This is a genomic window from Micromonospora sp. WMMD975 (assembly GCF_029581215.1).
Classification (GTDB): Bacteria; Actinomycetota; Actinomycetes; order Mycobacteriales; family Micromonosporaceae; genus Micromonospora.
Genome location: NZ_CP120739.1, coordinates 6,665,825 through 6,689,714 on the forward strand (window position 1 = coordinate 6,665,825; position 23,890 = coordinate 6,689,714).

General features: G+C 71.6%; 26 protein-coding genes. 17 read left to right on the forward strand and 9 right to left on the reverse strand.

Going from position 1 to position 23,890, the window contains the following annotated elements; genetic code table 11:
- Positions 1-72 precede the first annotated feature (72 nt).
- Positions 73-288, forward strand: coding sequence for a hypothetical protein (locus O7613_RS30115; protein WP_282291209.1), 216 nt, complete (start codon positions 73-75; stop codon positions 286-288).
- A gap of 72 nt (positions 289-360) precedes the next feature.
- Here O7613_RS30115 and O7613_RS30120 read toward each other — a convergent pair whose 3' ends face one another.
- Positions 361-1,113 (reverse strand): GH25 family lysozyme, encoded by a 753-nt coding sequence (locus tag O7613_RS30120; protein WP_281584969.1) that lies wholly within the window; start codon positions 1,111-1,113, stop codon positions 361-363.
- A gap of 92 nt (positions 1,114-1,205) precedes the next feature.
- Positions 1,206-1,754: a Uma2 family endonuclease gene (locus O7613_RS30125; protein ID WP_282291210.1), complete on the reverse strand. Its 549-nt coding sequence runs from the start codon at positions 1,752-1,754 to the stop codon at positions 1,206-1,208.
- 100 nt (positions 1,755-1,854) lie between these two features.
- Between O7613_RS30125 and O7613_RS30130 the strand changes: the two genes are divergently transcribed.
- From O7613_RS30130 to O7613_RS30145, 4 genes are all read left to right on the forward strand, one after another.
- Positions 1,855-2,598 (forward strand): M50 family metallopeptidase, encoded by a 744-nt coding sequence (locus tag O7613_RS30130; RefSeq protein WP_282291211.1) that lies wholly within the window; start codon positions 1,855-1,857, stop codon positions 2,596-2,598.
- Between the two features lie 87 nt (positions 2,599-2,685).
- Positions 2,686-3,669, forward strand: a complete 984-nt coding sequence (locus tag O7613_RS30135; RefSeq protein ID WP_282291212.1) for a 2-dehydropantoate 2-reductase N-terminal domain-containing protein — start codon at positions 2,686-2,688, stop codon at positions 3,667-3,669.
- 63 nt (positions 3,670-3,732) lie between these two features.
- Positions 3,733-4,233 carry a SigE family RNA polymerase sigma factor gene (locus O7613_RS30140; RefSeq protein WP_281584965.1) on the forward strand — a complete coding sequence of 167 codons (501 nt, stop codon included), beginning with the start codon at positions 3,733-3,735 and terminating at the stop codon, positions 4,231-4,233.
- Entirely contained in the window at positions 4,226-5,098 is an 873-nt protein-coding gene (locus O7613_RS30145; protein ID WP_282291213.1) for a hypothetical protein, read from the forward strand. The genes O7613_RS30140 and O7613_RS30145 overlap by 8 nt, the downstream gene beginning before the upstream one ends.
- 66 nt (positions 5,099-5,164) lie before the next feature.
- Here O7613_RS30145 and O7613_RS30150 read toward each other — a convergent pair whose 3' ends face one another.
- Positions 5,165-6,748 (reverse strand): acyl-CoA carboxylase subunit beta, encoded by a 1,584-nt coding sequence (locus O7613_RS30150; protein ID WP_281584963.1) that lies wholly within the window; start codon positions 6,746-6,748, stop codon positions 5,165-5,167.
- Between the two features lie 73 nt (positions 6,749-6,821).
- Here O7613_RS30150 and O7613_RS30155 point away from each other — a divergent pair, with 73 nt between their 5' ends.
- Together O7613_RS30155 and O7613_RS30160 are read left to right on the forward strand one after the other, a co-directional pair.
- Positions 6,822-7,697: a biotin--[acetyl-CoA-carboxylase] ligase gene (locus O7613_RS30155; RefSeq protein WP_282291214.1), complete on the forward strand. Its 876-nt coding sequence runs from the start codon at positions 6,822-6,824 to the stop codon at positions 7,695-7,697.
- A gap of 146 nt (positions 7,698-7,843) precedes the next feature.
- The gene (locus tag O7613_RS30160; RefSeq protein ID WP_281584961.1) at positions 7,844-8,413 is read left to right on the forward strand and encodes a PH domain-containing protein; all 570 of its coding nucleotides are present in this window, start codon (positions 7,844-7,846) and stop codon (positions 8,411-8,413) included.
- 34 nt (positions 8,414-8,447) lie between these two features.
- Here the strand turns inward: O7613_RS30160 and O7613_RS30165 are convergent, their stop codons facing one another.
- Positions 8,448-9,143, reverse strand: coding sequence for a GtrA family protein (locus O7613_RS30165; RefSeq protein ID WP_282291215.1), 696 nt, complete (start codon positions 9,141-9,143; stop codon positions 8,448-8,450).
- Between the two features lie 63 nt (positions 9,144-9,206).
- Positions 9,207-9,743, reverse strand: coding sequence for a GtrA family protein (locus O7613_RS30170; protein WP_348651342.1), 537 nt, complete (start codon positions 9,741-9,743; stop codon positions 9,207-9,209).
- 428 nt (positions 9,744-10,171) lie between these two features.
- On the opposite strand from O7613_RS30170, the gene O7613_RS30175 reads away from it, so the two are divergent.
- The 4 genes from O7613_RS30175 to O7613_RS30190 all read left to right on the forward strand — a co-directional run bounded on the left by O7613_RS30175 (position 10,172) and on the right by O7613_RS30190 (position 15,693).
- Positions 10,172-12,013 (forward strand): phosphoenolpyruvate carboxykinase (GTP), encoded by a 1,842-nt coding sequence (locus tag O7613_RS30175; protein WP_281584958.1) that lies wholly within the window; start codon positions 10,172-10,174, stop codon positions 12,011-12,013.
- A gap of 40 nt (positions 12,014-12,053) precedes the next feature.
- On the forward strand, positions 12,054-12,893 hold the full coding sequence (locus O7613_RS30180; protein WP_281584957.1) for a hypothetical protein: 840 nt from the start codon (positions 12,054-12,056) through the stop codon (positions 12,891-12,893).
- 601 nt (positions 12,894-13,494) lie between these two features.
- Positions 13,495-14,748 carry an FAD-dependent monooxygenase gene (locus O7613_RS30185; protein WP_282291216.1) on the forward strand — a complete coding sequence of 418 codons (1,254 nt, stop codon included), beginning with the start codon at positions 13,495-13,497 and terminating at the stop codon, positions 14,746-14,748.
- Positions 14,749-14,922: 174 nt separating this feature from the next.
- On the forward strand, positions 14,923-15,693 hold the full coding sequence (locus tag O7613_RS30190) for an isoprenyl transferase (RefSeq protein WP_282291217.1): 771 nt from the start codon (positions 14,923-14,925) through the stop codon (positions 15,691-15,693).
- A gap of 17 nt (positions 15,694-15,710) precedes the next feature.
- On the opposite strand, the gene otsB is transcribed toward O7613_RS30190, so the two are convergent.
- The 3 genes from otsB to O7613_RS30205 form a co-directional block, all read right to left on the reverse strand.
- Positions 15,711-16,535: a trehalose-phosphatase gene (gene otsB / locus O7613_RS30195; protein WP_281584954.1), complete on the reverse strand. Its 825-nt coding sequence runs from the start codon at positions 16,533-16,535 to the stop codon at positions 15,711-15,713.
- A gap of 69 nt (positions 16,536-16,604) precedes the next feature.
- Entirely contained in the window at positions 16,605-16,958 is a 354-nt protein-coding gene (locus O7613_RS30200; protein WP_281584953.1) for a hypothetical protein, read from the reverse strand.
- A gap of 163 nt (positions 16,959-17,121) precedes the next feature.
- Positions 17,122-17,562 carry a helix-turn-helix transcriptional regulator gene (locus O7613_RS30205; protein WP_281584952.1) on the reverse strand — a complete coding sequence of 147 codons (441 nt, stop codon included), beginning with the start codon at positions 17,560-17,562 and terminating at the stop codon, positions 17,122-17,124.
- A 264-nt stretch (positions 17,563-17,826) separates the two neighbouring features.
- Here O7613_RS30205 and O7613_RS30210 point away from each other — a divergent pair, with 264 nt between their 5' ends.
- The 6 genes from O7613_RS30210 to O7613_RS30235 all read left to right on the forward strand — a co-directional run bounded on the left by O7613_RS30210 (position 17,827) and on the right by O7613_RS30235 (position 23,077).
- Complete coding sequence (locus tag O7613_RS30210; protein ID WP_281584951.1) at positions 17,827-18,168, forward strand: hypothetical protein; 342 nt, start codon at positions 17,827-17,829, stop codon at positions 18,166-18,168.
- On the forward strand, positions 18,165-18,581 hold the full coding sequence (locus O7613_RS30215; RefSeq protein ID WP_282291218.1) for a hypothetical protein: 417 nt from the start codon (positions 18,165-18,167) through the stop codon (positions 18,579-18,581). Before O7613_RS30210 ends, O7613_RS30215 begins: the two co-directional genes overlap by 4 nt.
- Before the next feature lie 262 nt (positions 18,582-18,843).
- The gene (locus O7613_RS30220) at positions 18,844-20,253 is read left to right on the forward strand and encodes a PhoH family protein (protein WP_281584949.1); all 1,410 of its coding nucleotides are present in this window, start codon (positions 18,844-18,846) and stop codon (positions 20,251-20,253) included.
- Positions 20,254-20,541: 288 nt separating this feature from the next.
- On the forward strand, positions 20,542-21,231 hold the full coding sequence (locus tag O7613_RS30225; RefSeq protein ID WP_281584948.1) for a transglycosylase SLT domain-containing protein: 690 nt from the start codon (positions 20,542-20,544) through the stop codon (positions 21,229-21,231).
- A gap of 110 nt (positions 21,232-21,341) precedes the next feature.
- A complete protein-coding gene (locus O7613_RS30230; protein WP_281584947.1) occupies positions 21,342-22,001 on the forward strand; it encodes a rhomboid family intramembrane serine protease in 660 nt (219 codons plus the stop codon).
- Positions 22,002-22,108: 107 nt separating this feature from the next.
- The gene (locus O7613_RS30235; protein ID WP_282291219.1) at positions 22,109-23,077 is read left to right on the forward strand and encodes an NAD(P)/FAD-dependent oxidoreductase; all 969 of its coding nucleotides are present in this window, start codon (positions 22,109-22,111) and stop codon (positions 23,075-23,077) included.
- A gap of 74 nt (positions 23,078-23,151) precedes the next feature.
- On the opposite strand, the gene O7613_RS30240 is transcribed toward O7613_RS30235, so the two are convergent.
- A complete protein-coding gene (locus O7613_RS30240; RefSeq protein WP_281584944.1) occupies positions 23,152-23,838 on the reverse strand; it encodes a TetR/AcrR family transcriptional regulator in 687 nt (228 codons plus the stop codon).
- Between the last annotated feature and the right edge of the window lie 52 nt (positions 23,839-23,890).

Here is a 23,890-nt window from a genome sequence, read left to right on the forward strand (position 1 = left end):
TCGCCCAACTCGTTGGCATGACTTTCCGTAGCGGGGGGTATGGATACCCCTGACGACGGAAGGAGGTGCGACATGGGTTACCGACGCAGGGACACCGGCCCTCGGCTGGCACTGTGGATGCTCGTCGCGCTCGGCGACGCCGTCCTGCTCCTGATTTCCGCCGGCATGTCCGCGCCGGTCGCGGTCCTCGGTGTCCTCACCCTCACCGTCGCGGGCGTCGCGGCGTGGCGCTGGACCCGCCGGCCCGCCACGGTTCCCGTCCCGACCGGCACGCGCCGCCGCGCCTGAGCCAGGACCAGACGGTACGACGACAGCGGGATCGCCTCGACACGAGGTGATCCCGCTGCGAAGCCGTGTCCGTCAGGTGTTGTTGGCCAGGGCGATCAGCCGGCTGCGGTCACCGTTCCAGTAGTTGCGGTCGACGTTGCCGCTGATCCCGGAGACGCTGCCGGTGCTCGTGTACTGCCAGAAGCTCCACACCGGCGCGCCGGCCGGCAGGGTGCCGGGCGAGCTGGCCCAGCGGGCGAGCCACAGCGGGTGGTTGGCCCACGGGCCGGTCCAGCTTCCGGTGCACTGGTTCCACCAGCTCGCCGTGGTGTAGATGACCGCGTACCGGCCGGTGCGGGAGCGGTAGGTGTTGAGGAAGTCCTGGATCCAGTTGCGCATGCCTGTGGTGCTCAGGCCGTAGCAGGTGCCACCGCTGTACGGGTTGGCCTCGACGTCAAGCGCGGCAGGCAGCGTACGGCTGTCGGCGGACCAGGCGCCGCCGTTGCTGGCCAGGTAGTTGGCCTGGGTGGAGCCGGCGGAGATGTTCGGCCGGGCGAAGTGGTAGGCGCCCCGGATCACCCCGGCGTTGTAGGCGTTCACGTAGTTCGCGTTGAAGCTCGAGTCCTTGTAGCTGGTGCCTTCGGTGGCTTTGATGTAGGCGAACTGGATACCGGCGTTGCGCACGCTGGTCCAGTTGATGCTGCCCTGGTAGTGGGAGACGTCGACGCCGGGCGTGGTCGCGGCGGCGGCCGGTCCGCCGGTCGCCACGAGGGCCGCAGCCGCGGTGGCGGCCACGGTCAGGCCGGTCGCGAGCAGCCGGCGTACGGAGAGTCTGGTACGGGCCATGGTGTGCCTCCAGAGGACGTCAACTGATTGACGCTCATCTTTGGAGGTTAGTGCCCTAGATCGCAATAGGGCGCAAGAAAATTTTCATCCGTTCACCGGAGGTCTCCCGGGTCCATGGCCCACCGAAACGGCTCGGTCACGCTCAGCGTCTCGCCGGCCTTCGCCACCCCGTCCTCGACGTAGTGCCCCCCGTCGAGCCGGTGCAGCCGCAGCAATTGGCTGTCCCAGTCCTGCTCGACCAGCAGATACCACGGAATTCGGGCCACCGCGTAGAGCTGCATCTTCAGCACCCGGTCGACCGCGGCGTTGCCGGGCCGCACAACCTCCCCGACGAGGGCGACGCGATCCGCTTCGAGCACGGTGCCCTCGTCGTCGGCGTCCGTGACGACCAGGTCCGGAATCATGATCCGGTTGGCGTCGAGCCGCACGTTGACGGCCTCGTAGACGAACAAGCCGGCCGGTTCGGCTGCCAGTTCGACAGCGTTCGCCAGCCGTCGCGCCAACCGCTGATGCCGCCGGCTCGGAGCGGCGCTGACAACCAGACCGCCGTCGAACAGCTCGATGCGGCATCGGCTCTCGCCCGTCGCCAGGTAGTCGGCTTCGGTCAACGGGGTCACCGGCGAACCGAGCGTTGCGCTCACCCGACCTCACCTCCGTTCCGGCGTCCGGTCCGCCCAGTGTGACGTTCCGAGTGGCTCGGCCGGTCGAACGACACGGCTCGGCCCGGTAGGCTCCCCGCCCATGCCCCTGATCGACGGCCTCACCACGCTCCGGGACACGCTGCTGAGCGCCCAGCCGGACCCACCGCCGCTGCTCGTGGTGCTCACCGCCGTGGTCGCGCTCGCCGTGGTCGCCGCCCGGGTGCCCTGGCGGATCGCCCGCAACGCGGTGACCATCGCGCACGAGGGCGGCCACGCGCTTCTGGCGCTGCTCACCGGCCGCCGGCTGCACGGCATCCGGTTGCACTCGGACACCTCCGGGCTGACCCTCTCCGCCGGCCGACCCACCGGGCCGGGCATGATCCTCACGCTTGTCGCCGGGTACGTCGCCCCGTCGCTGCTCGGCCTCGGCGGCGCGTGGCTGCTGGCCGGCAACCGGATCACCCTGCTGCTCTGGCTGGCGGTGGCGCTGCTGCTGGCCATGCTGCTGCTGATCCGCAACCTCTTCGGCGCGCTGTCGGTGCTCGTCACGGGCGGCGTCGTGCTCGCCGTGTCCTGGTACACCTCGCCCCAGGTGCAGGCCGTGTTCGCCTGGACCTCGATCTGGTTCCTGCTGTTCGGCGGCGTACGGCCGGTGTTCGAGCTGCGCCGCCAGCGCAGCCGGGGCCGGATGCCGGAGTCGGACGCCGACCAGCTCGCCCGGCTCACGCCGTTCCCGCCGCTGTTCTGGGTGGGGCTGTTCCTGCTGACCAGCGTCGGCGCGTTGCTCGCCGGCGCGCTGCTGCTGACCGGCCCGCTCCTCGCCGACTCCGGCCTCACCGGCTGACCCATTCCACGCCGACGCCGCACTCCCGGCCGCGCGACACCCCACGGTCCCGAGCGGCACGCGCCCGGGGGAGGCAGAATCGGACGGGTGCGATACGTGATCATCGGAGCGGGCGCGGTCGGCGGCACCATCGGCGTACTCCTGGCCGAGGCCGGCCGGGACGTGACGCTCGTGGCCCGCGGCGCGCACCTGGACGCGCTGCGTGAGCGGGGGTTGACGCTGCGGCGGCCCGACGGCACGGTGACCGCCCGACCGCCGGCGGTGGCCGGCCCGGACGGTCCGCCGCTGCCGGCGGACACCGTGCTGGTCCTCACGGTCAAGTCGCAGGACACCGTCGCCGCGCTGGCGACCTGGGTGGACGCCCCGGTCGAGGGCGGCGGGACGGCGGGGGAGCGGCTGCCGCTCGTGCTCGCCCAGAACGGCGTGGCGAACGAGACGGCCGCGCTGCGCCTCTTCGCCCGCGTGCACCCGGTCTGCGTGTGGCTGCCCGCCACCCACCTGGAGCCGGGTGTGGTGGTCGCCAACGGGCACCCGCATCCGGGCATGCTGCACCTCGGGCGCTACCCGACCGGCGCGGACGACACCAGCCGGGCGGTCGCCGCCGACCTGACCGCCGCCGGTTTCGTCGCCCCGGTCCGCGACGACGTGATGCGCTGGAAGTACGGAAAACTCCTGGCCAACCTCGGCAACGGCCTCCAGGCGCTGCTCGGTCCGCACGTGCCCGAGCACCTGTCGCAGCGGGTACGCGCCGAGGGCGAGGCGGCGCTGGCCGCCGCCGGCATCCCGCACACCGCCCGGGAGGAGGAGGCCGCCGAACGCGGCGACCTGGTGTCGCACCGGCCGGTCGACGGCGAGTCGCGGTCCGGCGGTTCCACCTGGCAGAGTCTGGCCCGGGGCGCCGGCTCCGCCGAGGCCGACCACCTCAACGGCGAGATCGTGCTGCTCGGCCGCCTGCACGGGGTGCCCACCCCGGTCAACGCGGCGGTGCAGGTCGCGGTGCGCCGGGCGGTCCGGGAGCGGATCCCGGCCGGCGGCTTCCCGCCGGGCGAGCTGGAGAAAATGGTCGGCTGACCGCGCAACCGCATCCGGTACGCCAGGCGTCTCCCCTGCGACCGCCCCGGGGGAGGTAACAGCGTGTCGGACGTCGACGGGTTCGACGAGTTCTACCGCGGCAGCCGACAACGGCTGCTCGGCTTCGTCTACGTGCTCACCGGCAACCTCGCCGAGGCGCAGGACGCCGTGCAGGAGGCGTACATCCGGGCCTGGCAGCGGTGGCCGACGGTGCGCGGGTACGACGACCCGGAGGCCTGGTTGCGGGTGGTGGCCAGCCGGATCGCGGTGAGCCGGTGGCGCAGCCTGCGCAGCCGGGCCCGGGCCTACCTGCGGCACGGGGCCCAGGAGAGCGTCCCCGCCCCGAACACGGACACGGTCGAGGTGGTGGCGGCGTTACGACGGCTGCCCGAGGAGCAACGCACCGCCATCGCGCTCTACTACCTGCTCGGCATGCCGGTCGCCGAGGTGGCCCGGGAGACCGAGGCGCCGGTCGGCACGGTCAAGGCGCGGCTGTCCCGGGGGCGCACCGCGCTCGCGGAACTGCTCGCGGTCGTGGATCTGGAGGAGCCCGCCGATGCGTGACGACGACCTGACGTTCATCGAGGCGGTCCAACGGGACCTGCACACCGTCCGCTGGGCGGAACCGGCCGAGCTGCGGGCCCGCGCGCGGCGGCGCAGCCGGCGTACGGCGGTCGCGGCGGCCGTGGCGGTGCTGGCGCTCACCTCCGGGGCCGCGTTCGTGGCGAGCCGAGGCGCCACCGCACCGGCGTCGGCGCCGGCCGCGGCCAGTCCGTCGGCACCTGTCTGGATCGCCGCCGAGGTGCCCGCCGAGGCGTTGCTGCAACCGGTGGACCTGCGGCCGGCCATCGCGAGGCCGTGGAACGAGGCAGGTCTGGACGAGGAGATCCGCCTGGACCAGATGCTCGAGGTCTGCCGGAAGGACCAGGGACTGGTGACGCGGTGGGAACAGTCCCGATACTCGCGGTCGGTGGCCATCGTCCGGGAACGCCCGGGCGGGGTCGACAAGCGGGAGGGTCAGGTGCTCGCCATGCAGGACCTCTACCGGGTGCCGCCGGACCGGGCCGACCACCTCTTCGACGGGCTGCCCGCGCTGCTCGGGCCGTGCCGGCAGTGGCGGTCGAGCGGACCCACGGCGTGGCGGGGCACGACGATCACCGCGGAGGTCGTCCACTCCTGGCAGGAGGTCGACCGCGACTTCGCCGGCGACGAGTCGGTGCTGGTGCGCCACACGGTCGGCCAGGCGCGCAACCTGGACACCGGCGCGCCGCTCGATGACCGTACGTCCGTCACGGCCCAGGCGGTGGTCCGGGTCGGCGATCTGGTGAGCGTGCTGCGGTACGGGTCGGACGGCAGCGAGTCGCAGTTGCGGGACCTGGCCCGGGTGGCGGCCGAGCGGATGTGTGTCGCCGCCAACCCCGGCTGCTGAGCCCGGCCGTGTTAAGAAGGGCCCCCGCCTCTACCGGATGCGTTAAGCGGGGGCCCCTCCTTACACCTACAGGGGGATGTTTCCGTGCTTCTTCGGGGGCAGCGTCTCGCGCTTGGTGCGCAGCACCCGCAACGCCCGGACGATCTGGGTGCGCGTCTCGTGCGGCGGGATCACCGCGTCGACGTAGCCGCGCTCCGCCGCGATGTACGGGTTGGCGAGCGTGTCCTCGTACTCGGCGATCTTCTCGGCCCGCACCGCCGCCGGGTCGTCCGCGTTCGCCAACTCCGAGCGGTAGAGGATGTTCACCGCGCCCTGCGCGCCCATCACCGCGATCTGCGCGGTCGGCCAGGCGAAGTTCAGGTCCGCGCCGAGGTGCTTGGAACCCATCACGTCGTACGCGCCGCCGTACGCCTTGCGGGTGATCACGGTGACCTTCGGGACGGTGGCCTCGGCGTACGCGTAGATGAGCTTGGCGCCGCGGCGGATGATGCCGTCCCACTCCTGCCCGGTGCCGGGCAGGAAGCCTGGTACGTCCACGAACGTCAGCACCGGCACGTTGAACGCGTCGCAGGTGCGGACGAACCGGGCCGCCTTCTCCGACGCGGCGATGTCGAGCGTGCCGGCGAACTGCATCGGCTGGTTGGCCACCACACCCACCGGGCGTCCCTCGACCCGGCCGAAGCCGACCACCATGTTCTGCGCGTACAACGGCTGGACCTCGAGGAACTCGCCGTCGTCGAGCACGTGCTCGATCACCCGGTGCATGTCGTACGGCTGGTTCGCCGAGTCCGGGATCAGCGTGTCCAACTCCCGGTCGTCGTCGGTGACCGCCAGGTCCGCCGGGGCGTCGAACACCACCGGCTCGTCCAGGTTGTTCGACGGCAGGTACGACAGCAGCGCCTTGACGTAGTCGACCGCGTCCTCCTCGTCCGTGCCGAGGTAGTGCGCGTTGCCGCTGCGGGAGTTGTGGGTGCGGGCGCCACCCAGCTCCTCCATGCCGACGTCCTCGCCGGTGACCGTCTTGATCACGTCCGGGCCGGTGATGAACATGTGCGAGGTCTGGTCGACCATCACGGTGAAGTCGGTGACCGCCGGCGAGTAGACCGCGCCACCCGCGCACGGGCCCATGATCAGGGAGATCTGCGGGATGACGCCGCTGGCCCGCACGTTGCGGAAGAAGATCTCGCCGTAGAGGCCGAGCGACGCGACGCCCTCCTGGATCCGCGCGCCGCCGGAGTCGTTGATGCCGACCACCGGGCAGCCGATCTTCATGGCCAGGTCCATCAGCTTGACGATCTTCTCGCCGAACACCTCGCCGAGGGAGCCGCCGAAGACGGTGAAGTCCTGTGCGAAGACGCAGACCTGCCGGCCGTCCACGGTGCCGTAACCGGTCACCACGCCGTCGCCGTACGGGCGGGTCCGCGCCAGGCCGAAGTTGGTGGAGCGGTGGCGGGCGAACTCGTCCAGCTCGACGAAGGAGCCCTCGTCCAGGAGCAGTTCGATCCGCTCCCGGGCCGTCTTCTTGCCCCGAGCGTGCTGCTTCTCGACCGCGCGCGCCGACCCGGCGTGCACCGCCTCGTCGACCCGTCGCTCCAGGTCCGCCAGCTTGCCGGCGGTCGTGTGGATGTTGGTGCCGGTCTCGGTAGTCACCCGTGGAATATAACGATGGTTCAGGTGAGTGATGCTGTGCAGTGCGCCTCACCCGGGGCCGTAGGCTGGCGGAATGCCCGGCTCGCCGTACACCGATCTGGATCGCCCGCCGCTGTCGGCGGCCCGGTTGCGGCGCGCGCTCGTCGCCCCGCACGGGCCCTGGCGCCGGCTGGAACTGGTCGCGGAGACCGGCTCGACGAACGCCGACGTGGTGGCCGCGGCGCGGGCCGGCGAGCCGGAGGGCCTGGTGCTGGTCGCCGAACGGCAGACCGCCGGCCGGGGTCGGCGCGGCCGGATCTGGCAGTCGCCGCCGCGCGCCGGCATCGCCGCGAGCGTCCTGCTCCGGCCGGGCGAGGCGGTCGCCGAACGGGGCTGGTCGCCGGTGCCCGCGACCGGGTACGGCTGGCTGCCGCTGCTCGCCGGCGTCGCGCTCGTCGAGGCGGTGCGGCTGCTGGCCGAGTTGGACGCCCGGTTGAAGTGGCCCAACGACCTGCTCGTCGACGGCGCGAAGTGCGCCGGGGTGCTGGCCGAGGCGGTGCCCGGCGACGGGGCCGCCCAGCCGCCCGCGATCGTGGTCGGCATCGGCCTGAACGTGACCCTGCGCGCCGGTGAGCTGCCGGAGAACCCGACCGGCCTGCCGGCCACCTCGCTCCAACTCGCCGGCGCCACCGCCACCGACCGGGATCCGCTGCTGCGGGCGTTGCTGCGTGCGCTCGCCGACTGGTACGAACGTTGGCGCGACGCCGAGGGCGACGCGGTGGCCAGCGGGCTGCGCGAGGCGTATCTGGCGGGCTGCGCCACGATCGGCCGTCAGGTGCGGGTGCTGCTGCCGGACGGCCGTGAGGTGCACGGCACCGCCACCGGCGTGGACCCCGACGGCCAGCTCCAGGTCGACGCGGCCGGCGAGACGCTCCGTCTCGCCGCCGGCGACGTCCTCCACCTGAGGTGAAAGGCGGGGCCCCCTTTTAACGCTTCCGGTAGAGGCGGGGCCCCCTTTTAACACCCCCGCCCCGGGTAGCCGCCCGCGCGGCCGATGCCGCCGGGGTGCGCTGACCAGTTACGGTCAGCGCGTCCGGTTCTGCGAGGAGGTTGGCAGTGGCGTTTCCCGAAGACGTGCTCACCGAGGACGAGCACGTCGTGTTGCACCTGCACCCGCACTGGAAGGCCGTCATCCGGCCGATCCTGGTGCTGGCGCTCACCGTCGTGGCGCTGGTCGCCGCCTGGATCCTGCTGCCCGATGGTGACGGCGGCACCATCGCGCTCTACACCATCGCCGGGCTCGGCGTGGTGCTGGTCCTGTGGTTGGGCCTGTGGCCGTTCCTGGTCTGGCGCACCACGCACTACCTCTTCACGAACGAGCGGGTGCTCCTTCAGGAGGGGGTGTTCTCCCGGCACCGGCGGGACCTGCCGCTGACCCGGATCAACGACCACGCCATGAGCCAGCGTTTCGTGGAGCGGATGCTCGGGTGCGGCACGTTGACCATCGAGTCGGCCGGCGAGCGGGGCCAGTCGGTGCTCGCCGACGTGCCGCACGTGGACCGGGTGCAGACGAAGCTCTACGAGCTGGTCGAGGCCCAGCACGACAAGCACAGCCTGGGCGACGACGAGATGCGCGACATCCTGGCCGACATGGCCGAGGGCAAGTCGCTGCGCGACCCGTCCTGACCCTGCCGGGTCGCCGGAGCGGGGGCGAGGGTCGTCAGCGGCGGGCGCGGCGAGGTCGGAGCTCGGCGGCGAGTTCGGCGTCCAGGTTGGCGCCGACCGCGCCGCCGAGGGCGTCGGCCGGTGCCGTCCGGCCCTGCGGCGGGGTGTAGTCGCCCGCCGGGCGGCCCGTGCCCAGGGGCGGCTCTTCCTCCTCCAGCTCGCTGACGGACTCGGCCAGCTCGGCCACCGGGTCCATCTCGGCGACGTTGTCCCACTCGTCCCGGGGCACCGCGTGCCAGGTCTCCTCGGCGTGCTTGGGCACCGGCTGGAACACGAACGTCCGGTAGGACCAGAAGCGGAACAGGGTGGCCAGCAGGACGCCGATCGTCTTCGCCACGTTCAGCGCCAGCAGGCCGTGCACGCCGAGGCCGTACTTGGCCAGGGCCAGGACGCCCAGTTCGATGATCAGGCCGGCGCCGTTGAACACGAAGAAAAGGGCGTATTCGCGCCTCAGCGCGGATTTCGGCCGATCCCGGTACGTCCAGTGCCGATTCATCAGATACGACGTGATCATCGCCACGACGGTCGCGATCGCCGTCGCCTTGAGCTGACCGTCCCGGAAAATCGTGAGCGCCAGCGCATTGAACACCGCGTAATTGATGACGGTGTTGATGCCGCCGACGATGCCGAATTTGGCCGCCTCGCGGATGAACTTCTGCCAGCGCTCGGGCAGCAGACGGACTCCAGGCATGCGGAACACCTTAGGGCAGTGGGCAGGGCCGGCTGGGCCCAGCGGGTCGGGATGGGCGGTGGGTCACGCCCCGGACTCTCGATCGTGGCTCGGTGCCGGAACGGGGAGAGTTCCCGCCTCGACGAAGACGAACCGTCGGTACGACCAGAACCGGAACAGCGTGCCCAGGCCGGTGCCGACGATGAAGCTGGCGATGTTGTCGGCCAGCGGCGTCTGGAACACCTCCGGCCAGAGCGCTCCCAGGCCGTAGTGACTGATCGCCAGGCAGGCCACCGCGATGCCGAGACCCACCGCGTTGAAGAAGAAGAACAGCGCGTACTCGCGGGCGGGATGGGAACGCTGTCGGTGCCGCCAGGTCCAGAACCGGTTGCCGACGAAAGCGACGGTCGCGGCGATCACGGTGGAGATGGTCTTGGCAGCCAACGGGGGCATGCCGCGACCGCTCGCCAGGTAGTTGAAGAGCGCGAAGTCGACGAGGAACGCGAAGCCGCCGACGGTGGCGAACTTGCTCAACTCGTGGATGAGGTGACCGAAACGGTGGAGCAGGGCTCCGATCGGACCCCGGCGGGTCGGTGGAGCCCCCGGTTGATCCCCGGTCATCGTCGTGGCCACTCGCAGAGAGTACCGGTTGGTCCTGAACGAGACCGACCGCAACGGCGAGTCGCCCGGCGGGAACCTCGCGGCCGTCGCCTCCGCCGGCCGCCGCTGCCCCGGCATCCCCCCGCGTGATCCGCCGGTCCGTGAGCTGAGCGTAACCGACGGTACGAATGCGGAGAACGTGTTCCGCTCCGGCGCCGGGAAGGTTCACCGCAGGATTTGCGTGAAACTGCGCGCGAAAGCGGGTATCAGATCGTGAAGCCGCAGCGTGGGCGTACCTTGTGCAGTTCTTCACAACCAGTCCCACTGACTGGGGACGCAGCCCGGTTTACGCTGAGTCCAATCCCAGGTTTCCACGACGGCGGCGCTCTTGCCCGCCAGAACTCGTGCATCCCATAGATCGGTCAGCGTCGACCACAAGGAGATGTGACATGGTTGCTCCGGCTGTTGTGCGGGGTATCGATCAGGCCCCGACGTCCCACCCGAAACTGCTCGCCTGGGTCCGTGAGGTCGCGGAACTGACCACCCCGGAGCGGGTGGTCTGGGTGGACGGTTCCGACGAGGAGTGGCGTCGCCTCACCGACGAGCTCGTCTCCAGCGGTACCCTGATCCGGCTGAACCCCGAGAAGAAACCCAACTCGTTCTACGCGCGGACGGACCCGACGGACGTCGCCCGGGTCGAGGAGCGCACGTTCATCTGCTCCGTCGACGAGGCGGACGCCGGCCCCACGAACAACTGGATGGCGCCGGCCGAGATGAAGCGGACGATGACGGAGTTGTACCGCGGCAGCATGCGCGGGCGCACCATGTACGTCATCCCGTTCTGCATGGGCCCGGTCGAGGCGGAGAGCCCCATGTTCGGCGTCGAGATCACCGACAGTCCGTACGTGGTCGCCTCGATGCGGATCATGACCCGGATGGGGTCGTCGGTCCTGGCGGCGATGGGCGACGACGCCGACTTCGTGCACGCGCTGCACTCCATCGGCGCCCCGCTGGCCCCCGGCCAGCAGGACGTGGCCTGGCCGTGCAACGAGACCAAGTACATCTCGCACTTCCCGGAGACCCGGGAGATCTGGTCCTACGGCTCGGGCTACGGCGGCAACTCGCTGCTCGGCAAGAAGTGCTACTCGCTGCGGATCGCCAGCGTGATGGGGCGCGACGAGGGCTGGCTGGCCGAGCACATGCTGATCCTCAAGATCACCTCGCCGGAGGGCAGGGTCTACCACATCGCCGGCGCCTTCCCGTCGGCCTGCGGCAAGACCAACCTCGCCATGCTGGAGCCGACCATCCCGGGCTGGAAGGTCGAGACCATCGGCGACGACATCGCCTGGATGCGCTTCGGACAGGACGGCCGCCTCTACGCGATCAACCCGGAGTACGGCCTGTTCGGCGTCGCGCCCGGCACCGACTGGAAGACGAACGCCAACGCCATGCGGACGCTCGACCGGGGCAACTCGGTCTTCACGAACGTGGCCCTCACCGACGACGGCGACATCTGGTGGGAGGGCATGGGCGAGCCGCCGGCGCACCTGGTCGACTGGAAGGGCAACGACTGGACGCCGGAGAGCGAGAACCTCTCCTCGCACGCGAACAGCCGGTTCTGCACCCCGATCACCCAGTGCCCGATCCTGGCCGAGGACTACTACGACCCGAACGGCGTGCCGATCGACGCGATCCTGTTCGGCGGCCGGCGGCGCGACACCGTTCCGCTTGTCACCGAGGCGCGGGACTGGGTGCACGGGGTCTACATGGGCGCCACGCTCTCCTCGGAGACCACGGCCGCCGCCTCCGGCGCGGTCGGTGTGGTGCGTCGCGACCCGATGGCCATGCTGCCGTTCATCGGCTACCACGCCGGTGACTACTTCCGGCACTGGATCGAGATGGGCAAGGGCACCGACGGCGACGAGGCCAAGCTGCCCAAGATCTACTACGTCAACTGGTTCCGCAAGGACGCCGAGGGCAGCTTCCTCTGGCCGGGCTTCGGCGAGAACTCCCGCGTGCTCAAGTGGATCATCGAGCGGCTGGAGGGCCGGGGCGAGGCGGTGGAGACCCCGATCGGCATGGTGCCGGCGCAGGACGCGCTCGATGTCGACGGCCTCGACATGACCCCGGAGGACGTCCGGATCGCCCTGAAGGTCGACCCGGAGGAGTGGCGCCGGGAGTTGCCGCTGGTCACCGAGTGGTTCGAGAAGTTCGGCGACAAGCTCCCCGGCGTGCTCTGGGCCGAGCTGGACGCGCTGCGCGCGCGGCTGGACGCGGAGCCGCAGAAGTAGCAGGTGTGTAGGTTGCCCGTGCCGGGCAACATCGGATGCCATGAGGACGGCCGTCGAACCTGTCGAGGTCCGGCGGCCGTCCGCCGTCCGGGCGCTGACCACGCTGCTCGCCGTGACGGCGGCGGCCACCGTCGTGGTCGAGCTGCTCAATTACTGGTACGCCCCGGAGCAGGAGTTCGGTCTCGCGGTACGCACCGGCTGGGCGATGCTCCGGTCGTTGGGCTTCCTGATCCTGATCGGGCACGTCAACCGGGGTCGGGTGGCGGCCCGGCCGTTCGGGTTGATCCTGGCCGTGACCACTGTCTTCGCGGTGGGCCGGCTGATCGTGCCGCGGGCGGGCGTGCCCGCGCTGCCCGGCCTGGTGGGTTTCGCCGCGCTCACCGCGCTCTGCGTCGCCGTGGTGGTGCTGCTCTACCGCTCCGAGGCGGTCCGGGGGCACCTGGTCCGGCACCGCAAGGGCCTGGTCGTCGAGGGCGGGACGATCGCCTGGCGCGAGGTGGCGCCGAAACGCCCGCAGGCGAACGGCTGGCTGCTCACCGCCCGGGTCGCGGCGTTCACCTACAGCCCGCTGATGCTGGTGCCGGCGCTGGTCGCGACCGGTTCACTGCTGGACGGCCGGCTCGTCGCCGTGCCGGTGGTGTTGGCCTGGATCGGCGCCGGCATCGCGGCCAGCTACGCGGTGCTCCTCTGCACCGCGTTCCTGCTGCGCGGGAAGGGCTGGGCCCGCCGCGCGCTCGTGGTGGTGACGCTCGGCGTACTCGCGCTCGACCTCCCGCTCTGCTGGTGGCTGCTCGGCTCCGACGGCCTGGTCCGCGACGGCGCCCCGCTGCTGACCGCCGCCGCCCTCTGCCTGTACTCCCTACACCGCTCCACCCCCTGACCCGCCCCCACCCGCCCCACCCCCCACCTCGTCGATCAAGGAGTTTGCGTCACGCCGCTCCCGCCCCGGGACGCAAACTCCTTGATCACCCCGCTGGCCGGGCCGGGCCGGGTCTGAGTCTGGGGCCGGGTGGTTGCTGCCGGGTGGTGGTCTGTGAGTGGGCTGTCGGGGGCTCTGCGCGTCGGCGGCGACAGTGGAGCCCCTTTATCGCCAACGTCATGAACGCCGGACCGGGCCGAGATGACGCCCGGAGACCGCGTGCGTGGTTCGCCGCCGCCATCAGCCCCTCAGTGCCAGCCCTTCCAGGGGCATCGCCCTTCAGCGCCCCGGTCAGTTTCGCAGATCTTGGACTTGCAGCACCTCCGATATCACCCCGAAACCGACATGTTGTGGCACCGCAAGTCCAAGATCGACGAACACGGCCGCCCCAAGCCCGCCCTCACGGAGAACAGGCCGGTGATCATGAAGTTGACCGCCGTGTTGATCTCTGCTGATGCCGTCAACTTCATGATCATCAAGGTGGGCGTGGGGAGCGGGGTGGGCGTGGGGAGCGGGGTGGGTGGGGGGAGCGGGGGAGGATGTGGGGATGGGTGGTGGTGGGGTGTGGGATGTGGTTGTGGTGGGGGCGGGGCCGGCCGGGGCCGCTGCCGCGATCGCCGCGCGCCGGGCCGGGGCGGAGCGCGTCCTGCTGCTCGACCGGTACGACTTTCCCCGGGACAAGGCGTGCGGGGACGGGATCGCCGCCCACGCGTTGGACGTCCTCGCCGAGCTGGGGGTGACCGGCGTGGTCGACGGGTACGCGCCCCTGCCGGCGCTGCGCCTGGTCGGCCCCGGCGGCGGCACGGTGGCCCGGGCGCTGCCCCGACCCGCGTACACGGTGCCCCGGCGGGTGTTCGACGCGCGCCTGGTCCGGGCTGCGGTCGAGGCCGGGGCGGAGCTGCGGCGGCACGCCGTCCGCCGGGTGGAGGTGCACGCCGACCGGGTGGTGCTGGATGGGGAGCTGGCCGCGCGGGCGGTCGTCGGTGCGGATGGCGCCGGTTCGGTGCTGCGCCGGACGCTCGGGCACCAGGTGAACCCGGATCGGCATCTCGCCCTCGCCATCCGGGGGTACGCGCCCGCGCCGCCCGGCCCACTCACTCCCGGCCCGCTCACCCGGTCCGGCTCGTCCAGCCCGCCCGGCTCGTCCAGCCCGTCCGGCTCGTCCAGCCCGCCCAGACCGCCCGAGCAGCCTGAGCAGCCTGAGCAGCCCGAGCAGCCCGAGCAGCTCATCGTCACGTCGGCGGCGCGCTGGCCCGCGTACGCCTGGGCCTTTCCGATCGGCGACGGGCGCGCGAACGTCGGGTACGGGGAGGTGCTGCGCGGCGAGCCGCTGACCCGCGCGCACCTGCTGGACCGGATGGCCGCGCTCCTGCCCGGCGTCGATCCGGGCACGGTGACCGACCTGCGGGCGCACCACCTGCCGCTCTCGACCCACCGGCCGGCGCCGGGCCGGGGCCGGGTGCTGTTGGCCGGCGACGCGCTGTCGTTGATCAACCCGTTCACCGGCGAGGGCATCTTCTACGCGCTGCGGTCCGGCGCGTTGGCCGGGACGGCGGCGGCCGTCGCGCCCGCCGACGCGGCCCGCCGGTACGCGGTCATGCTGCGTGCCCGGCTCGGCACCCACCTGCGGCACAGTTCGGCGGCGGCGTGGCTGGCCCGGCGGCGGTGGGTGGTGGACGCGGCGGTCGGCGCGGCCGGCCGGGACGAGCGGGTCTACCGGACGGTGGTGGAGTTGGGGCTCGGCGACGGCCGGCTGGACGCCCGCACGTTGGCCGCGATCGCCGCCGCCGTGCCGCGTCCGCGTCCGGCCACGTGACCGGGCGCGATCGCCGCCGCCGTGCCGCGTCCGCGCCGGCCACGTGACCGGGGTCGACACCGAGCTGAAGCGGCCGGGTCGAGGTCATGTTGACCGAGAGGACAGGCGACGCGCCGTCCCGCGATGCGCCACCGCGGCACTGATCTTTCCCGTGGGTCGCTACCCTGCAAGGTGATGACTCTGCGGAACCTCCTCTACTCCGTGTACGAGCGCCGGCTGACGGCGAAGCTCGCGGGTAAACCCGTGCCGGCGCACGTCGGCGTGATGTGCGACGGCAACCGCAGGTGGGCCCGGGAGATGGGCTTCGTCGACCCGAACGACGGCCACCGGATGGGCGCCGAGCGGATCAAGGAACTGCTTCGCTGGTGCGACGCGGCGGGCGTCGGGCACGTGACGCTCTGGCTGCTCTCCACCGACAACCTGTCTCGGCCGGCCGCCGAGCTGGACCCGCTGCTCCAGATCATCGAGGATCTCACCGCCGAGTTGGCCGAGGAGGGCAACCCCTGGCGGCTGCGCATGGTGGGCGCGCTTGACGTGCTGCCGGCGCAGCACGCCGCCGCGTTGAAGGGCGCCGCGGAGCGCACCCGGGACCGCGACGGCGGGGCGCAGGTCAACATCGCCGTCGGGTACGGCGGCCGGCGCGAGATCGCCGACGCGGTCCGCTCGCTGCTGCTGGAGCACGCGGCCCAGGGCGGCACGATCGAGGAGCTGGCCACCATGATCGACGTGGACCACATCTCGGAGCATCTCTACACCAAGGGGCTGCCCGACCCCGACCTGATCATCCGGACCAGCGGCGAGCAGCGGCTCTCCGGTTTCATGCTCTGGCAGAGCGCGCACTCGGAGTTCTACTTCTGCGAGCTGAACTGGCCCGACTTCCGCAAGGTCGACTTCCTTCGCGCCCTGCGCTCCTACGCCACCCGGCAACGCCGCTACGGGGTCTGACCTCTGCCGCCGCCCGGTCAGCGCAGGTGGGGCAGGGCGGCGGTGAGGAAGTCGCCGAGGGCGGCCGGGGAGTCGAGCGTGAGGTCGGCGGCGTCGGCCACCTCGTGGCCGGTCTCCGGGTTCGCCACGGCCACGCAGACGCCGAGGAAGTCGGGGTCGGTGGCGGCGCGGGCGCGGAGCGCGGCGAACGCCTTGATGTCGGAGACGTCGTCGCCGAAATACCACGCGCCGCCGGCGTCCCGGACCGTCTCGCCGATGACCATGCCCTTGTCCCGGTCGACCGGGGGCTTCAACTCCAGCACCATGCGGCCGGCCTGGCAGCGTAGGCCCAGCCGTTCGGCCCGGGCCCGGCCCCACTCCTGCACCAGGTCGCCGAGCTGTGGGGCGGTGCGCCAGTGCAACGCGACGGAGAGTCGCTTGAACTCGACCAGGACGCCGGGCGGCAGCTCGGCCTCGGCCTGCTCGGCCAGCTCGGCCATGGTCGGCACCCAGGGCAGGGCGGCCGGTTCGGTGACCGTCTCGCCGCCGGAGTGGCTGTGCTCCAGGCCGTAGAGCCCGTACAGGTCGACGTCGGTCAGGCCGCCGAAGTGGTCGCGGAGGAACTCCACCGGGCGGGCGGAGACGATGGCGATCCGGCGTACGCGGGCGGCGAGCGCCTCCAGCGCGGCGAGCACCTTCGGCGCGGGCCGGACGGCGGTGGGGTCGTCGTCGACCGGCGCCAGTGTGCCGTCGAAGTCGAAGAAGAGCACCACGTCACGGGCGCGGGCGGCGGTGGCACGCCACGCGTGGTCGGCGTCCAACGGAGTCTTCGGCGGCTGGTTGCCCAGATTCAACGGCGGCACGCGCGTCAGCGTACCCCGCGCCGGGCGGCGTATTCGTGGCCGAGATGTGACTTCGGGACGACCGGGGAGTCAGCGTTCGGCGGCTCCTCGTCCCCGGCGCCCGAACGGCACGACTGCCGCTTCCGGCCCGTGGCTGAGCAAGTAGCCCTCCACGAAGCCGGTGTTCCGGTCGCCGGTGTGCGCCTCGATCTCGTTGAGTCGCGCCACCAGAAACTCGGTGAGCGCGCTGACCCGGTCGTTGAGCCGTTCGTGCAACTCGGCGACGACGGCGAGGATCACCGCCGTGCCGGCCGTGGTGAGCGCGAGCAGATTGACGACGAGCGGAAGCTGCCCGCCGTTCAGCACGCCGACGACCACGTTGCCGGTCACGCACGATGTCACCGACACCACGGCGACCACGACTGCCAACCATTTCAGGGTCATGGACAGACCCCTCCTTCTGTCCCGCAGGGCTGGGTTCGGCTGTGTCCCGTCCCCCCGCCGATGACGAGCCCCTAGCAGTACAAACGTGGACGCTATCGGGTCCGATCCGTCCCCGAGGCGAATTGATCGGTCCCGACCTTCCGTTCTTTCGCCATCTGAGGAACTACCCGGCCTGTTTACCCCTATTTCGGACATTTGCCGAGAGAGTTGGGCGATATGCGAGGTAGCGAATGGTTTCTCGAATGTGGAACTTCTCCGCGTCGGAGACGCTCGGGTCGACCAGCCGGCGCAGCAGCGCCTCCACGTCCGGGTCCATCGGAGGAGGGGTGGGGGTGGCGCGGGGGCCGGTCGCCCGGTCCCAGCCGAGCGCGGCGAACGCGGCGGCCGGATCGAGGCCGAGCCCCTCGCAGAACGCGACCACCCGTTCGGCCTCGGGATCGCTGGCCCAGTCTCCGCGTACCCAGCGGTTGATGGTCTGTCGGGAGACGCCGGTGCGCCGGGAGACCTCGGTGCCGCTCCAGGCCCGCATGGCGCGGGCGTCGTCGAGCGCCCGGCGGACGAAGGTGGCGAAGGCGATCTTCCGTGCGTTGGCCGTCTCGGTCACCCCGTGACGGTACGGCCAGTCCGTTACGCCGGGGTGACTCGGCACGCTGGTGTCACGCCTACGTGACGCCAATCCGGGCCCTTCGGTAAACGATCCAGAACCGCGCTTCAGGGGTGTCACCCGGGCAGAATAGATAGACGCGAGTACGACGGCAAACGGCCGAAAAGCTGATACTGTCACGCCCATGAGACAACTTACGGTGTGTCACGTGCTTGAGACGGTTAGTGCTCACGTGCGTCACTCCGCGGTTGCGGAGGGGGTCTCGTGACCGAGGTCGCGACCCGAGCCCAGGCATTCGGGCTGATCGCGGACGGAGTCTCCGCCGGGTTGAGCGCCCCGTGGCGCCTCTACCTCGCCCGGGGGTGCCGCTATCTCTCACTCAGCGTCGGCGACCGGGCGGAGTGGGACGCCTGGCGTACCCATCTCGGCTGTCCCGAGCTGAGCGTGCGGGTCTACGACTCCGGCGGCGAGATCCGCCGGGCGTCCGTGGCCGAGGTGATCCTCGACGGGTGCCGGATCAGCGTCGAGCTGGTCGAGGAGGTCAGCACTGCCGACCTGGAACGGCTCCTGGTGGTCGACCCGCTGCCCGGGGCGGACGAGCGGTGAGCCCCTTCCTCGCCGTCGTCCTCGTGCTGGTGCTCGGCGCCACCTGCTACGCCGCCGGCCGGCTGCACGGCCAGCTCAGCTATCGGATCGGCTACCGGTTCGGCTACCGGCAGGGCTACTTCGACGGCGACCGGGGCGCGTGGAACCGCAGGCGTCGGGAGGCCCAGGCGGTCATCGCGTCGGCGCTGTCCGGTCCGACCCCGGCCGTGGTGACGTCGGTCGGGCGTCCGGCCACGCCGTTCGCCGGCACCGCCGCGCCCGCCGCCGTCACCGCCCGGTCCGTGGCCCCGGCGGTACGGGTCACCGCGCCCGGCGGAACGGCGGCCCGCGCGGGCACCACGTACACCGGCTCCTCGTTCGGCGCGACCGCCACCGGGCCGCGGGCCCGGGCGCTGGTCCACCGGTCGGGTTGAGGCCGGCCGGGCCGGCCGGGACGCGCCCAGGGGGCATCGCGTCCCGGCTGGTTCCGGCGTCTTCACCGATGATCCACGCGGACATCTAGCCGCGCGGGCCGACGGCGATTAGCGTCTAGGCATGGCTTGGGGTTTTCCCGGGCCAGCCGGACAGCCCGGACCTGCGAACCTCGCGCACGGGGCCCGCATCCGACCCCGTGTCCGCCGGGCACCGGAAGAGGCGGAACTCGGGTGGCCGGGTGCCCATCCGCGGAGCAGGCCTGTGACCACTCGCCGTACCCCCGCCGGTGCCGACCAGACCCCGGCCGCGCCCGCCACGACCCGTCGGACCACCCGCAGCCGCCGTGCCGCCGCTGCCGCCGTCACCGAGGAGCCTCGACCAGCGGGCCCGGCCTTCGTGCTGGACACCTCGGTCCTGCTCTCCGACCCGGCGGCGTTCCACCGCTTCGCCGAGCACGAGGTGGTGCTGCCACTTGTGGTCATCTCCGAGTTGGAGGGCAAGCGGCACCACCCCGAGCTGGGCTGGTTCGCCCGGCAGTCGCTGCGCATGCTGGATGAGCTGCGCGTGCGGCACGGCCGGCTGGATCGGCCGGTGCCCGCCAACGACCAGGGCGGCACGCTGCGGGTGGAGCTGAACCACACCGACGACGGGGTGCTGCCGCCCGGCTTCCGCAACGAGTCGAACGATGCCCGGATCCTCTCCGTGGCGCTCAACCTCGCCGCCGAGGGGCGCGAGGTGACGCTGGTCAGCAAGGACATGCCGCTGCGGGTGAAGGCGGCCTCGGTGGGCCTGCGCGCCGACGAGTACCGCCACGGCCAGGCCAGCGACCCGACCTGGACCGGGATGGCCGAGGTGGAGCTGGCCGAGGAGGAGATCGCCCGGCTCTACGCCGGCGAGACGCTCGATGCGGATGCCGCCGCGGGCCTGCCCTGCCACACCGGGCTGGTGCTGCACTCGGCGCGCGGATCGGCGCTCGGCCGGGTGCTGCCGGACAAGACCGTGCGGCTGGTCCGGGGCGACCGGGAGGCGTTCGGCCTGCACGGGCGTTCGGCGGAGCAACGGATCGCGCTCGACCTGTTGCTGGACGAGTCGATCGGCATCGTGTCGATGGGCGGCCGGGCCGGCACCGGCAAGTCGGCGCTGGCCCTCTGCGCCGGCCTGGAGGCGGTGATGGAACGCCGCCGGCACAAGAAGGTGATCGTCTTCCGCCCGCTCTATGCGGTCGGCGGCCAGGAGCTCGGCTATCTGCCCGGTTCGGAGTCGGAGAAGATGTCGCCCTGGGCCCAGGCCGTCTTCGACACGCTCGGCGCGGTGGTGCACGAGAACGTGCTGGAGGAGGTCACCTCGCGCGGGCTGCTGGAGGTGCTGCCGCTCACCCACATCCGGGGCCGGAGCCTGCACGACGCGTTCGTCATCGTCGACGAGGCCCAGTCGCTGGAGCGGGGCGTGCTGCTCACCGTGCTCTCCCGGATCGGCCAGGGGTCGCGGGTGGTGCTCACCCACGACGTGGCGCAGCGCGACAACCTCCGGGTCGGCCGCCACGACGGCGTCACCGCGGTGATCGAGGCGCTGAAGGGGCATCCCCTCTTCGCGCACGTCACGCTCAGCCGATCGGAGCGTTCTCCGATCGCCGCGATGGTCACCGATCTCCTGGAGGACATCCCGGGCTGATCACATTCGTCCGCATTTTCGGTGTGGCGCAGATCACTTTTGGGCTCTGCGGTTTCCCACCGGCCGCACCGTGCGCGATGGTGTCCAACGAGCGTCACCGACAACTCCAGTCCCTGGAGTCCCATTCACACCTGAAACTCGTCGAGCATTCTCCGCCACGGTGGCGGGAGCCACGAGGGCCGGTGCGTCGGCTGAGACCGGCGGGTCGGGGCGCTCGCGGCACCCGGGCACGGCCGAACCCCGGCCACGCGTGGTGCCGCGTCCCTGCCTCCGACGAAGGGAAACTTCGTGAGTCGGCTGTGGAGCCGGTTCGGCGCCCGTACGGCCGCTGTCGCACTGCTCTCCGTGGGCGTTGCCGGCGGCTTCTACCTGGGCGAAGATCGTCAGACCCAGCAGGAGGGCCTGACCGCGCAGGTCGGCCGCGAGGTCGACCGAGCCGAATACACCTACCTGCGCGAGCAGCAGGCCCACCACCGCGTGCAGTCGTCCCGGCAACGGGCTGCGGAATACCAGGCCAAGCTGCGCGCCGCGGCGGCGGCCAAGGAAGCCGCCGAGCGGGCCAAGGCGGCCGAGAAGGCCGCCGCGAACCGCAAGAAGGAGCGGGAAGCGGCGAAGGCCGAGGCCGACGCCAAGATCAAGCCGTACGAGGGGAAGATCCCCGCCTCCTGCTCGGAATACAGCGGCAACCGGGAGATCGGCTGCGCCCTCATGCTCGACAAGGGCTTCGGCATCGACCAGTTCCCCTGTCTGGACAAGCTCTGGAAGAAGGAGAGCGGCTGGAACCCGAAGGCGTCCAACAGCAGCTCCGGCGCGTACGGGATCCCGCAGGCCGTGCCGGGCAGCAAGATGAGCTCGGTGGCCGACGACTGGAAGACCAACCCGGCCACCCAGATCAAGTGGGGCCTGAACTACATCAAGGGCAAGTACGACACCCCCTGCGGCGCGTGGCAGCAGTCGCAGAGCGAGGGTTGGTACTGACCGGTTGACCGGCCGACCGGCGGCGGGATATGCGGAGATTCGCGTGTCCCGCCGCCGTCGTCTTACCGCTCAACTGGCGGCCGGGTTCATTTGCTGATAGCTGTTGGTGGGTGACCTGGCCTGACAGCCCTCGTGGCGGAGACCCCAACCGGTTCGGCACGGACGCGTTCTACGCGGCGCTCGGCCGGGCCTTCGTCGCCATGTGCGCGGTCGTGCCGGTGCTGTTCCTCATCGAGGCGCTCGACGTCGGGTTGCGCCTCAACCTGGACGTCACCGCCGGCATCATCCCGCACCGGATCCAGGGCCTGGACGGCGTCTTCTTCTCGCCGTTCCTGCACGCCGGCTGGAACCACCTCTACAGCAACAGCATCCCGCTGATCCTGCTCGGCACGTTCGTGCTGGCCGCCGGCACCCGCCGGTTCCTCTGGTCCACCGCGGTGATCATCCTGGTGAGCGGGCTGGGCGTCTGGTTCACCGGCTCACCGACCTCGGTGGTGGTCGGCGCGAGCGGGGTGATCTTCGGCTATCTCGGCCTCCTGCTCACCCGGGGCGTGGTGGAGCGGAGCTGGTGGAACTTCGCCGTGGTGCTGCTGGTCGGGCTGCTCTACGGCTGGCAGTTGCTGGGCATCCTCCCCACCGACGAGCGGATCTCCTGGCAGGGCCACCTGTTCGGGCTGCTCGGCGGCGTGGTCGCGGCGATCCTGTTCCGCCGCCGCTCCGACATCGACACGCCGGACCGGCTCGGGTCACCGCCGGTCACCCTGCCCTGACGACGCGTTCGCCCATCGGCGGGACGTGTTTGCCCACGGCCACCCCTCCGCCTACCGTCGGCATCAGCACGCGTTGATCCACCCCGGGCGGAAAGTGACGGTACGCCATGCGCGAGGTCGATGTCGCCGTGATCGGGGCCGGCCCGGCCGGGCTCTTCGCCGCCTACTACGCCGGCTTCCGCGGGCTCTCCGTGGCCGTGATCGACGCGCTGCCCGAGCCGGGTGGTCAGGTCACCGCGATGTACCCGGAGAAGCTGATCCTCGACGTCGCCGGCTTCCCCGCCGTCAAGGGCCGGGAACTGGTCGCGAACCTGGTCGCCCAGGCCGCGCCGTTCCACCCCGAATACCTGCTCGGCGTACGCGCGGAGAAGCTGTCGTACGTCGACGGGCGACCGGTGCTCGGGCTGGCCGGCGGTGAGCAACTGAGCTGCGGCGCGGTGGTGGTGACCGGCGGCCTGGGCAGCTTCACGCCCCGGCCGCTGCCGGCCGCGGAGAGCTTCACCGGCGCCGGGATCGTCTACTTCGTGCCGCAGCCGACCGAGCTGACCGACCGGCACGTGCTCATCGTCGGCGGCGGCGACTCGGCCTTCGACTGGGCGGCCACGCTCGCCCCGCTGGCCCGGTCGGTGACCCTGGTCCACCGGCGGGAACGTTTCCGCGCGCACGCCGCCACCGTCGAGCGGGTCCGCGCGCTGCCGGTGCGGGTCGTGGTCAACGCCGAGGTGAGCCGGCTGTACGGGGAGGAGCGCGTCACCGGCGCCGAGCTGACCGTACGCGGCGGCGACGTGGAGTCGCTGCCGGTGGACACGGTGGTGGCCGCGCTCGGCTTCACCGCCGACCTGGGCCCGCTCGCCGAGTGGGGGCTCACCCTGGACCGGCGGCACATCGTGGTGGACAGTGCCATGGCCACCAACCTGCCGCGGGTGTTCGCGGCCGGCGACATCACCGAATATCCGGGCAAGGTCCGCCTGATCGCCACCGGCTTCGGCGAGGCGGCGACCGCGGTCAACAACGCCGCGGTGGTCATCGATCCCTCCGCGCACCTCTTCCCCGGCCACTCCTCCGACGGCACGTAAGGAGGGGCCCCTTCTTAACGCCTCCGGTAGAGGCGGGGCCCCTTTTTAACACGTGCGGTGGGGTGCCGACCGCGTCAGGGCAGGCCGATGAGGTCGGCCATCAGGCCGACCTGGTGGTCGAAGTAGTCGTCCCGGTGCGGTAGCGCCCGGTTGATCCGGCCGAACAGCTCGAAGCTGATCAGCCCGAAGAGCTGGGTCCAGCCGGCCATGCCACGGGCCATCAGCGCGGGCGGCAGCGCCATGCCCGTCTGGTCGACAAGCTCGGCCACGTCGCCGCGCAGCGGCTCGGGCAGCTCCTCGTCCGGTGGGACGAGCCGACCGGTGGACACCCCGTCGCGCAGGATGCCGAGCAAGGTGATCGGGGGACGCTGGGCCGGCGCGATCGTGTCGTCCGGTGCCGCGTACCCGGGGATCGGGCTGCCGTAGAGCAGCGCGTACTCGGCGGGGTGGGCCGACGCCCAGGCGCGCGCGGCGCGGCAGGCGGCGAACCAGCGCCCGCGCGGGTCGTCGGGGTCGGCGGCGGCGTCCGCCGCCTCCACCGCGTCGCCGAGCGCGTCGTACGCCTCCAGGATCAGCGTGGTGAGCAGGTCGTCCCGGCTGGGGAAGTAGCGGTAGATGGCCGAGGAGACCATGCCGAGGTCCCGGGCGACGGCGCGCAGGGAGAGATCCGCGCCGTCGGTGGCCAGGTGGCGGCGGGCGACCGCCTTGATCTCTTCGATCATGCCGGCGCGGACCCGGGCACGCAGCGAGGGAGCGACCATGACCTCACTGTGCCACGGATGAGAGCGGCAATCAAAAGAGAGAGCACTGCTC